This window comes from Collinsella aerofaciens ATCC 25986 (assembly GCF_964259375.1).
GTDB lineage: Bacteria > Actinomycetota > Coriobacteriia > Coriobacteriales > Coriobacteriaceae > Collinsella > Collinsella aerofaciens_BO.
In genome coordinates this window covers 22464-34459 of the sequence record NZ_CAXVJM010000020.1, presented here as the reverse complement: position 1 = coordinate 34459, position 11996 = coordinate 22464, and the positions used below count along the sequence as shown (strand labels likewise).

Below are 11996 nucleotides of genomic sequence, written 5' to 3'. Positions count from 1 at the left end.
GGAGCTATTTCCGCGTTGCGATAGCTGCGGAAACGCGGGGTCCGTTCAGGCTGTTGCGTTGAGATTGAAAATCAACCTGTTTATTTGCCGTGGTTATGGGGGATATCGTGTCATCTTACACACATTGCCGCAGGTTTATGGGGGTGCGTGGGTTGACGATTACTGCCTGAGTTGTATCGCTGGCGGTGTGAATTGCTCAAACTATTATGCTTGGCTAACAAACTTTGTACAAAACCGGGAAGGTAATTGCGCAACTTTTTGGGGTGTAGTTGTCGCAAATTTTGCGACAACTACAGCTGACGGCGAACTTGAACAGGAAAGCAATTTGCATATTTTGCAAAAACGCAGTTCAGGCCACTTAATATCGTATGCAAATAAAAAAAGGCCACTCGATTGAGTGGCCTTGCATTCACGATGGTGGAGACGAGGGGGATCGAACCCCTGACCTCTTGACTGCCAGTCAAGCGCTCTCCCAGCTGAGCTACGCCCCCGTGACGAGGTAGTACTATAGGGGAATGTTTCCTTTGATGCAAGGACTTTTTTTGGGCTGTTGCCCTGCCTTACGGGTTTTCCTGGGACGGGGCTGAATTAGCTATTTTTGGCTTTGCCAAAATTAGCTAATTAACCCACCGTCCCGATAAAACCCTGATGGAGTAAATAACCTATTGCGACGCCTTGGTGGACGGTTATCTCTGCGGTGGATTTTACTATGTTGCTGATGCCCGTGTCGGCTAACAGGCCTAGTGGGCTGTGGTCTAGCTCCCATTCAAGGCCGTGTTCGCTTATCTCTGTGTTGGGAGCGATGGCGATGATGGAGAAGGTTTTGCCCTCGGCGTTTTCAATGGTCCAGGTCTCGTCTTGGTGCAGGATTCTGGCCGTCACTTTGTCTTCTTCGATCCAGACGGGGGCGTCCGTATAGTCTGCCAGTAGCCCTAACACAGACAGGGCCATGTCCGGGCGGCCGCCGATGGCGCAGGTCGCAATCACTTCGGCGCCCGGCCAACGGCGGCGGACAGAATCGAGCGCCAGCGCCAGATCGGTATAGTCCTTGTAGGGGTTGTGGCGTTCTACTTCAAAATCGGCAGCGGCATCGACCAGAGCGCGTCCCTCATCGCTTACGGTGTCGGCATCTCCCACGTAGACGTCGCAGCTCAGGCCAGCGCCCAACAGGGCGTCCAGGCCGCGGTCTACGGCTACGATGTGGTCGCACTCCCCCGCCAGGTGGCACAGTAACTTGGGGCTCGCCAGCACCGGCGAGCCACAAACCACTAATACTTTACAAGCCACGGTCCTCGCCTAGCCCTCAAACGAAAGCACACGGGCCAGGTCCAGGTCCTCATAGCTGTCGATAAAGATATCGCAGTTATCGCAAACCTCGTCCCGCTCCATACGGCCGTGCGGGTCATAGATGCCCACGCGTTTAAAGCCTGCAGTGCCAGAGCTCTTAAGTCCAAAGACGGCATCCTCAAACACCCAGCTGCGATTAAACTTGTGCCCGTGGCGTTCTTCCAGGCGACGCAACGCCAGCTCGTACACATCGGGGAACTGCTTGGAGCGTCCCGCCTCGTCCGTCGTGGTAACAAACTCCATGTACGCGTCGAGCCCGGCACCGGCGAGCGCGGGCCGCACCAGCTCGACCGGCGTGGACGTGGCAACGCACATGGCGATGTCCGCCGCCTTCGCCTGCTCCAAAAATGCCAGGAGCCCCTCGCGCGGCGGCACCTTGGAGTACCCATCAATCAAAATCTCGCCCAGCTCGCGATAAACTTCCTCGCCATTCGTGCCAATGCCCCACGTGTCGTGGTAGGCCTGGCACTCGTCCTCCAGCGAAAGATGTTCAAACTGGGCAAAATCGTCGACCGTTCCATCAATGCCATGACGGCGCAATAACTCGAGCTGCGCATAGCCCCAGACGGGGGTGCTGTTAACCAACGTGCCATCGCAATCGAAAATAAAAGCAACCTTGGGAGCGGCGGTATGGGACATATACGAACCTTTCGATGTCAAATGGTAAACAACCTGCTAAAAACGTTTTACCAAACGTAAGCCTATCAGTTTTGAAACCCTAATTGGTAAAACTGTCAAGGGTTTTACCACGGCAATTCTGCCAGTGGTATAAACATGTCGCTTACCGATTAAACGCCCTCGCAAATCCGCTTTCGTCCATAAAACCAACGTACAGGTGTTATCGTAGTTTCTGCCGAAAGTTCCACCGAGCACGCGAGGTGGAACGAATCATAGAACTATCGCCGTCCCTTCGATTCGTGCAGCCTTGGACCTTTCGCATCTAGTCACCAAGGCAACACGCTGCCGCGTCATGATGGGATCAAACGTGAGCGATACAAAGCTAAAGCCAGCAACCAAAAAGCCTGCTACCCGCAAGCCGGCTCCGCACGCACCGGAGCTCACCAAGGACGATGTCTACCTATTTGGCATCGGCACGTGGGAGCGCAGCTGGGAAAAGATGGGCGCGCATCCCGACACGCAGAACCGTACGCGCGGCTGGCGCTTTTGCGTTTGGGCGCCCGACGTAAAGAGCGTCCACGTCATTGGTGAATTTAACGACTGGGACGAGGAAGCCAACCCGCTGGTGCCCATGCATACGAGCGCTATTTGGGAAGGCTTTATTCCTGGTGCCGAGCAGGGCCAACTCTATAAGTACCTTATCGAGACCAACGAGGGCGAAAAGCTCTACAAGGCAGATCCGTATGCCTTTAAGGCCGAGTGCCCTCCGGGTACCGCCAGCGTGCTGTGGACCCTCGATGGCTACCAGTGGAACGACGCCGCATGGCTCAAGCGCCGCGCCAGCCACAACCACATGTCGCAGCCGCTCAACATCTACGAGGTGCATATTGGCTCGTGGAAGCGTCACGGCGACGCGCCGCAGGGCGAGCCGGACGAGTATGGCAACTACCCCGGCCCCATGGATCCCTTCCCCGCGCAGCGCGGCGAGTTCTACACCTACGACGACCTGTCGGTGGAGCTCGTGGACTACGTGCGCGACATGGGCTATACGCATATCGAGGTCATGCCGCTCATGGAGCATCCTTTCGATGGCTCCTGGGGCTACCAGACGACTGGCTACTATGCCGCCACGTCGCGTTACGGCAACCCGCAACAGCTCATGCACTTTATCGATGCGTGCCACGAGGCGGGCATCGGCGTGATCATGGACTGGGTACCCGGCGGTTTTTGCGCCGACTCCCACGGACTTGCCACCTTTAACGGCCACATGCTGTTTGAGCACGAAATTCACCCCAACTGGGGCACGCACAAGTTCGACTTCGCCCGCGGTGAGGTCCGATCCTTCCTGGTCTCCAACGTGCTGTACTGGCTCGAGAACTTCCACGTGGACGGCATTCGCATGGACGGCGTGTCCAGCATGCTGTACCTCAACTTTGGCATCGACGATCCCGGCCAAAAGAAGTTCAACAAATACGGCACAGAGGAGGATCTGGACGCCAGCGCGTTTATCCGCCAGGTCAACTGCGCCGTGGAGGCGCACTACCCCGACGTGATGATGATGGCCGAGGAGTCCACCGCGTGGCCGCTCGTGACTTATCCGCCGCAGGACGGCGGCCTGGGCTTCCACTACAAGTGGGACATGGGTTGGATGAACGACACCCTGCACTACATGCAGACCGATTTTCCGTGGCGCCCCGGCAACCACGGCCTGCTCACGTTCTCCATCATGTACGCCTTTACCGAGAACTTTATTTGCCCGCTCAGTCACGACGAGGTCGTGCACGGCAAGTGCTCTCTGATCGGCCGCATGCCGGGCGACTGGTGGCGCCAGTTTGCCGGCCTGCGCACGCTGGCCTTCTACCAGATGACGCACCCCGGTGCCAAGCTCAACTTTATGGGCAACGAGATCGGCCAGTTTATTGAGTGGCGCTACTACGAGTCCATCCAGTGGTTCTTGACCGAGGAGTACGAGACCCACCGTCATCATCAGGCGTTTATCAAGGCGCTCAACCACCTGTACACCGCCGAGCCCGCTCTGTACGAGCGCGGCTACACCGACGACGGATTTACCTGGATCGATGCGGACAACTCCAAGCAGTCCATCGTGAGCTTTGTACGTCAGGGCGAGGACGTCGATGACGACCTGGTGATCCTGATCAACTTTGATCCGGCGAGCTACGAGAGCTTCCGCGTGGGCGTGCCGCGCGAGGGTGACTGGGAGGTCATCTTTGACTCCGACCGTCCCGAGTTTGGCGGCAGCGGCTATGCCGGCGAGGAGCCCTACACCTGCTCGAGCGAGCCCTATCCCTGGAACGGGCAGATGGACTCCATCGAGATTAAGGTGCCCGGCCTGGCAGGTGTGGTGCTTAAGCGCCGCGGTCCCAGCAGCTACAAGCCGCCGGTGGTTGAGGAGCCCAAGGCTGCGCCCAAGAAGCGTTCGTCCTCGGTGAAGCCCAAGGCCGCGACTGCCAAGAAGGCTCCGGCCAAGGCGAAGGCTGTAAAGCCCGCCGCCAAGGCTTCGGCCAAGTCCGCCACGACCAAGAAGGCAACCACCAAAAAGGCTGCTTCCAAGGCCAAGGCAGCAGCTGTTAAGGCTCCTGCCAAGAAAGCGTAACAAAGCCGTTACAGCTGTAATCACCCGCCCCGACAGGGCGTAGGATACAAGTCATAACCGTTCCGGGAGAAACATCCCCGGGGGAAAGGAACGTATGAATAAGATCTTCGACAACAAGCAGGAGTTTACCGAGCTCTATCGCGATGCCGTCATGAGCATTAGCGGCAAGAGCGTCGAGGCCGCCAGCGACCTCGACCGCTTTAACGCCCTGGCCAAGCTCGTGGCCGAAAAGGCGCGCACCGTTGCCACCAAGAGCGACGCCCGCGCCACCGCCGAGGGCAAAAAGCGCGTGTACTACTTCTCGATCGAGTTTTTGATCGGCCGCCTGCTCGACAACTACCTGCTCAACTTTGGCGTGCGCGACATGGTCGCCGAGGCGCTCGACGACATGGGCTTCGACCTGTCCGTCATCGAGAACCAGGAGCCCGATCCGGCGCTGGGCAACGGTGGCCTGGGCCGCCTTGCCGCATGCTTCCTTGATTCCATGGCAGCCGAGGGCATTGCCGGCTACGGCAACGGTATGCGCTACCGCTATGGCCTGTTTAAGCAGGAAATCGTTAACGGCAGCCAGGTCGAGGCCACCGACGAGTGGCTCACCCACGGCTATCCCTGGGAGGTCCGTCGTCAGGACAAGGCCGTGACCATTAAGTTTGGTGGTCATGTTGAGGGCTTTGAAGAGAACGGCCGCACGTTCTACCGCACGGTGGACACGCAGGATATCCTGGCCGTCCCTTATGACATCCCCGTGGTGGGCTATGCCGGCGAGACCGTCAACAAGTTGCGCGTCTGGGCTGCCGAGCCGGTCGAGGAGCACTTTGACCTTGAGGCCTTCAACCGCGGCGACTACGCCCTGGCCGATGCCGAGCGCGCCGAGGCCGAGGCCATCAGCGCCATCCTCTACCCCAACGACGCCGGCGAGCACGGCCGTCTGCTGCGCCTGAAGCAGGAGTACCTGTTTGTCTCGGCCGGCATCTACAGCCTGCTCGACACCTTTGAGAAGGAGCACGGCGAGAACTGGGAGCTGCTGCCGCAGTTTGTGGCCATCCACACCAACGACACCCACCCCGCCATGTGCGGCCCCGAGCTCATGCGCATCCTCATCGACGAGAAGAAGCTCGAGTGGGACGACGCCTGGAACATCGTGACGCAGGTCGTGAGCTACACCAACCACACCATCCTGCCCGAGGCTCTGGAGAAGTGGCACATCGGCACATTCTCCAAGCTCCTCCCCCGCGTGTACCAGATCATCGACGAGATCAGCCGTCGTTGGCACGAGTCGTTCGACACCACGCAGGAAGGCTGGCAGGAGCGTCTGCGCCAGACCGCCATTCTGTGGGACGGCGAGATCCGCATGGCCAACCTGTCCGTGATCTGCAGCCACAGCGTCAACGGCGTGGCCAAGATCCACTCCGACATCATCAAGAACATCGTGCTCAAGGACTTCTATGCCTTAACGCCCGAGAAGTTCAACAACAAGACCAACGGCATCTCGCATCGTCGTTTCTTTGCCGAGGCCAACCCCACCTATGCCAAGCTCGTAACCGAGGCCATTGGCGACGGCTGGCTCAAGGACGCCTTTGAGCTGGAAAAGCTCAAGGAGTTCCAGAACGACACCGAGTTCCTGAAGGCCGTGGGTGCCTCCAAGCGCGCCAACAAGGAGCGCCTGGCCGCCTACGTTAAGGCCGAGACCGGTCTGGTCATCGACCCCAACACCGTCTTCGACGTTCAGGTTAAGCGCTTCCACGCCTACAAGCGCCAGCTCATGAACATCATGAAGGTGATGGACATCTACAACCGTCGCATCGCCGATCCCAACTTCCACGTAACGCCGACGACCTTCATCTTTAGCGGCAAGGCTGCCTCGAGCTACACCTTTGCCAAGGAGACCATCCGCCTCATTAACTCCGTGGCCGACGTCATCAACAACGATGCCCGCGTCAACGAGGTCATGAAGGTCTGCTTTATCCCCAACTTCCGCGTGAGCAACGCCCAGCTCATCTACCCCGCCGCCGAGATCTCGGAGCAGATCTCCACGGCCGGCAAGGAGGCCTCGGGCACGTCCAACATGAAGCTCATGATGAACGGCGCCATTACGCTGGGTACCCTCGACGGCGCCAACATCGAGATCGCCGACCTGGCCGGCCGCGAGAACGAGGCCATCTTTGGCCTGACCGCTCCCGAGGTCGAGAAGCTCTGGGCATCCAATAGCTACTTTGCGTGGGATACGCTCAACAACGATCGCGAGCGTCTGGGCCGCGTGATGGACGAGCTCAAGGACAACACCTTTGCGGGTCTTTCGGGCAACTTCGAGAGCATCTACAACGAGCTCATGAACAACAACGACCCCGACCTGGTCATGGCCGATTTCCGCAGCTACGTGGATGCGTGGGAGAAGCTCACCGGCAGCTACGGCGACCAGGAGACCTGGAACCGCAAGGCGCTGCTCAACACCGCCTCCTCCGGCTGGTTCTCGAGCGACCGCACCATTCGCGAGTACCGCGACGAGATCTGGCACGCGTAAAGGCGCGCTAGCTCCCTTATGCCAGCACGGCATTACTCGACGGGCGCGACCGAGCGCCGCGCCCGTCGCTAATGGGTTAGAAACATCGATGACAGAAGGAGAAATCGATGAGTAAGAAAGAATGCATCGCGATGCTCCTCGCAGGAGGACAGGGCAGCCGATTGGGGGCACTCACCCAAAAAATCGCTAAGCCGGCGGTTAGCTTTGGTGGCAAGTTCCGCATTATCGACTTTTCGCTCTCCAACTGCTCCAACTCGGGCATCGACACGGTGGGCGTTCTGACGCAGTATCGCCCCTACCTGCTGCATGCCTATGTGGGCTCTGGCGAGGCTTGGGACCTGGACAGCCGCGACGGCGGCGTGTCGATCCTGCCGCCGTACGAGACGCAGACCGGTGGCGCCTGGTATGCGGGCACGGCCGACGCCATTACGCAAAACCTCGACTACATCAAGGCCAACGACCCCAAGTACGTCCTGATTCTGTCTGGCGATCACCTGTATCGCATGGATTACCGCAAGATGCTCAAGACGCACATTGAGAACAACGCCGACCTCACGGTGAGCGTTATGCCCGTGCCGTGGGAGGAGGCCAGCCGCTTTGGCATCCTGACCACCGACCCCGAGGACGGCCGCATCACCAAGTTTACCGAGAAGCCCGAGAAGCCCGATTCGAACCTCGCGTCCATGGGCATCTATATCTTCTCGGCCGACGTGTTGATCGAGGCGCTCGAGCAGGACGCTCTGGACCAGCGCTCGAGCCACGACTTTGGCAAGGACATCATCCCCAAGCTGCTCGGCGAGGGCAAGCGCCTGTACAGCTACGAGTTCCACGGCTTTTGGAAGGACGTCGGCACCATCGCCAGCTTCCACGAGACCTCGATGGACCTGCTGGGCAACAACCCCGAGTTCGATCTGTTTGACAAGAACTTCCCCATCATGTCCAACATCACCACGCGTCCGCCGCACTACATTGGCCCGGACGGCCGCCTGGACGACTGCCTGGTCTCCAACGGCTGCAAGATCTACGGCACCGCTCGCCACTCGATCCTTTCGACCGATGTCATCATCGAGGAGCGCGCCGTGGTCGAGGACTCCGTGCTGCTGCCGGGTGCGCACGTTAAGAGCGGCGCGCACATCTGCCGCGCTATTTTGGGCGAGAACTCCACGGTCGAAGAGGGCGTGAAGCTCGGCTCTGTCGATACCACCAAGGATACGGCCGTCGTTGGAAATGACGTCGTTATCGGGAAGGGGGAATGATCCGATGATCAATCGCAAGGCCATCGGTTATATCACCGCTAACTACTCTTCGACCTACGGCAGCGTGCTGCTCAAGGACCGCCCCATCGCCTCCGTTCCGTTTTTGGGCCGCTACCGCCTGATCGACTTCCCGCTGTCCAACATGATGAATGCCGGCATTAAGACCGTCGGCGTCGTCATGCCGGGCAACTACCGCTCGTTGATCGACCACGTGGGCTCGGGCAAGGACTGGGGCCTGGACCGCAAGAAGGGCGGCCTGTTCATGGTGCCCGGCAACGCGTATGGCACCACCAAGGGCGGTATGCGCTTCCTGCTGCGCGACATCATCTCCAACAAGACGCTGTTCCAGCGCTCGGACAAGCCCTATGTCGTGATGATGGGCACCAACATCATCTTTAACATGGACCTCAACACCATCATTGACGCGCACGAGAACTCCGGTGCCCAGATGACCGTGGTGTACTGCAAGGCCACGCGCAACGTCGATGACGAGACCAAGCTCGAGATTAACGAGAACGGCCGCCTGACGGGCGTGAGCGCCGGCGTCGTGTACGGCGACAACGCCTCTATGGACTGCTGCATCGTCAACCGCGAGACGCTGCTCGAGATCATCGACCACTACCAGGCCGCAGACTATCTGGACCTGCTCGAGGCACTCCAGGGCGACTTTGGCAACATCGATGTGTGCAGCTACGAGTACAAGGGCGAGGTCGTGGGCGTGTTTAGCGAGAAGTCGCTGTATCGCCGCAGCATGGACCTGCTCGACCAGACCGTGGCCGACCAGCTCTTTGACCCCGAGCGCCCGATTCTGACCAAGGCTCACGACGTGCCGCCTTCGCGCTATGCGACTGGCAGCCACGCGTGCAACTCGATCATCTCGGCCGGCTGCATCATAAAGGGCACCGTGCGCAACTCGATCCTGTCGCGCGGCGTTGTGGTTGAGGAAGGCGCTTCGGTGACCAACTCGATCATCAACCAGAGCTGCATTATCAAGAGCGGCGCCCGCGTTGAGAATGCCATCCTGGACAAGAACAACGTGGTTCCCACCAACACCGAGCTTCGCGGCACGCCCGAGAACATCCTGGTGCTGGGCAAGGCCCCGTTAACTCCCGATACCACCATCGTGCATTAACGTAGGCACCGCAACATCGCTCGTAACATGTAGAATAGCCGCCCGGTTAGCGCCAGGCGGCTATTCTCGAATTGCAACATGGGAGACAATATGGCAGATTCCAGCAAAAAGATGCAGATCGTGTTTGCCTCGGCCGAGTGCGCACCGTTTGTAAAGACCGGTGGCCTGGGCGACGTGGCGGGCTCGCTGCCTGCGGCGCTTGTGCGCGCCGGCGCCGAAGTCATCGTGATGGTGCCCAAGTACGCCACCATCAAGGACGAGTACAAGGCGCAGATGGAGCACTTCTCCGACTTTTACGTAAGCCTGGGCTGGCGCAACGAGTACTGCGGGCTCGAGAAGCTCGAGCACGACGGCGTCACCTATATGTTCATCGACAACGAGCGCTACTTTGCGCGCGACTATCCGTACGGCTTCTTTGATGACGGCGAGCGTTTTGCGTTCTTCTCCAAGGCCATCACCGAGAGCCTGCAGCACCTGCCGGCCGGTTTTGAGTGTGACATCCTGCACTGCAATGACTGGCAGACGGCACTGGCGCCCGTGTTCTTGCGCGAGTTCTACCAGGGCCTGCCGCTGTACGACCGCGTCAAGACCGTGTTCTCGATCCACAACGTGGCGTTCCAGGGCCAGTTTAGCGACACCGTATTGGAGGATATCCTGGGTGTGGCGCACATTCCGGCGGCCGCCTCGCAGCTGCGTTGCGACGCCTGCAGCATCAACTACATGCTGGGCGCGCTGCGCTATGCCGATGCCATCACCACGGTGAGCCCCACCTATGCCAACGAGATCCAGACGCCCGAGTTTGGCGAGGGCCTGGACGGTGTGCTGCGCGAGCGCTCCTATGCGCTGCAGGGCATTTTGAACGGCATTGACGTGGCGGGCTTTGACCCGGCGACCGACAAGCGCATTGCCGCAAACTACACGGTTGATGACCGCTCCGGCAAGGCCGTGTGCAAGGCCAAGCTGCAGGAAGAGCTGGGGCTCGAGGTTCGCGACGACCGTCCGCTGATGGTTATGGTCACGCGCCTGACGCGTCAGAAGGGCATGGACCTGGTCATGTACGCGCTCGACCGCATCCTGGCCGGCGGCGTTCAGGTGGCCGTGCTGGGCACCGGCGACCGCGACTACGAGGACGGCCTGCGCTACTTCCAGGACAAGTACCCCGGCACCATGGCCGCGCGCATCGAGTTTGATCCGGCGCTGTCGCAGCGTATGTATGCCGCCGCCGACATGTTCCTGATGCCTTCGAAGTTTGAGCCCTGCGGCCTGTCGCAGATCATCGCCATGCGCTACGGCACCCTGCCGATTGTTCGCGAGACTGGCGGTCTGAAGGACACGGTGATCCCGTATAACGAGTTTACCGGCGAGGGCACGGGCTTCTCGTTTAGTAACTTTAACGGCGACGAGATGGGCGACGCCGTATTCCGCGCGGCACGCCTGTTCTGGGACAACCGCGAGGCGTGGAACCAGCTGGTCACGCAGGCCATGAGCCAGGACTTTAGCTGGACGCGCTCGGCCGACAAGTATCTGGACCTGTACTTCTTTATGCACCCGGAGATTGAGAGGCCGGCGGCTGTTGTCGACGAGCCTGAGGCTGTGGCTGAGAAAGTTGAGGCCGAGCCCGAAGTTGTGGCCGAGCCCGAGCCCAAGGCCGAGCCGGTTGTTGAGGAGCCCAAGGCTGAGGAGAAGCCGGTTGAGGCTAAATCTGAGGTGAAGGTTAAGGCAGCTCCCGAGGCTGAGGCTAAGCCGGCTGCGAAGCCTACGGCAAAGAAGACCACGACTCGTAAGACGACGGCTAAGAAGGCCACTACGACCAAGGCGACGACAACCAAGACCACCGCTACCAAGACAACGACGACGCGCAAGCGCACGACCGCCGCTGCAAAGAAGGCCGCCGAGGCCGAGGCCGCTCCCGAGGTAAAGGCTGAAGCCGCCGTCGAGGCCAAGCCCGCCGTCAAGGCACCGGCCAAGAACACTGCCAAGAAGTCGACCGCGACCGCCAAGAAGGCAACGGCAGCCAAGAAGACCACGACAACGAAGGCGACGACCACGAAGGCCGCCACGACCAAGGCAGCCGCAAAGCCGGCCGCCAAAGTCGAGGAGACGCCCGTCGAGGCAAAGCCGGCCGCCAAGACCACCACGCGCAAGCGCTCTACGACGACGGCCAAAAAGACCACGACCAAGACAGCCGCCCCCAAGGCAGAGGCTAAAGCCGAGGACAAGCCTGCAGTAAAGGCCGAGCCGGCACCGAAGGCCGCTGAGGTCAAGACCGCTCCGAAGGCTACGGCAAAGACCGAGCCCGCCAAGGAGGCCCCGGCCTCCCCTGCCGCTCCGGCCGAGGAAAAGGCCCCGACCAAGAAGACCTCCGTCCGCAAGGCAACGGCCACCCGCAAGCGCCGCTAGCCCGCAGACGATCTAAAACTTAATCAAAACCCTAAACAAGGGGCGCTCCAACCGGGCGCCCCTTCTCTGTAGATAGTTGGTAAAACGATTTTCTAGGACAACCGTTCG

Annotated in this window: 8 protein-coding genes and 1 tRNA gene; 6 read left to right on the top strand and 3 right to left on the bottom strand. The window is 59.9% G+C overall.

What is annotated here, in order from left to right; all coding sequences use genetic code 11:
- Positions 1-397: hypothetical protein (locus ACEXKH_RS08605; protein ID WP_373573799.1), on the top strand; the 397-nt coding region annotated here is incomplete at its 5' end.
- An 18-nt stretch (positions 398-415) separates the two neighbouring features.
- Here ACEXKH_RS08605 and ACEXKH_RS08600 read toward each other — a convergent pair.
- From ACEXKH_RS08600 to ACEXKH_RS08590, 3 genes are all read right to left on the bottom strand, one after another.
- Positions 416-491: transfer RNA gene (locus ACEXKH_RS08600), tRNA-Ala, on the bottom strand.
- Positions 492-621: 130 nt separating this feature from the next.
- The gene (locus ACEXKH_RS08595) at positions 622-1287 is read right to left on the bottom strand and encodes a thiamine diphosphokinase (protein WP_373573798.1); all 666 of its coding nucleotides are present in this window, start codon (positions 1285-1287) and stop codon (positions 622-624) included.
- A gap of 9 nt (positions 1288-1296) precedes the next feature.
- Entirely contained in the window at positions 1297-1986 is a 690-nt protein-coding gene (locus ACEXKH_RS08590) for an HAD family hydrolase (RefSeq protein WP_373573797.1), read from the bottom strand.
- 331 nt (positions 1987-2317) lie between these two features.
- Here ACEXKH_RS08590 and glgB point away from each other — a divergent pair, with 331 nt between their 5' ends.
- The 5 genes from glgB (at position 2318) to glgA (ending at position 11888) form a co-directional block, all read left to right on the top strand.
- Positions 2318-4579 carry a 1,4-alpha-glucan branching protein GlgB gene (glgB, locus tag ACEXKH_RS08585; protein WP_373573800.1) on the top strand — a complete coding sequence of 754 codons (2262 nt, stop codon included), beginning with the start codon at positions 2318-2320 and terminating at the stop codon, positions 4577-4579.
- A gap of 94 nt (positions 4580-4673) precedes the next feature.
- A complete protein-coding gene (locus ACEXKH_RS08580; RefSeq protein ID WP_373573796.1) occupies positions 4674-7100 on the top strand; it encodes a glycogen/starch/alpha-glucan phosphorylase in 2427 nt (808 codons plus the stop codon).
- Between the two features lie 107 nt (positions 7101-7207).
- Positions 7208-8356, top strand: coding sequence for a glucose-1-phosphate adenylyltransferase (locus ACEXKH_RS08575; RefSeq protein WP_373573795.1), 1149 nt, complete (start codon positions 7208-7210; stop codon positions 8354-8356).
- A gap of 4 nt (positions 8357-8360) precedes the next feature.
- Positions 8361-9488, top strand: a complete 1128-nt coding sequence (glgD, locus tag ACEXKH_RS08570; protein WP_161161389.1) for a glucose-1-phosphate adenylyltransferase subunit GlgD — start codon at positions 8361-8363, stop codon at positions 9486-9488.
- A gap of 90 nt (positions 9489-9578) precedes the next feature.
- Positions 9579-11888, top strand: coding sequence for a glycogen synthase GlgA (glgA, locus tag ACEXKH_RS08565; RefSeq protein ID WP_373573794.1), 2310 nt, complete (start codon positions 9579-9581; stop codon positions 11886-11888).
- Positions 11889-11996: the final 108 nt, after the last annotated feature.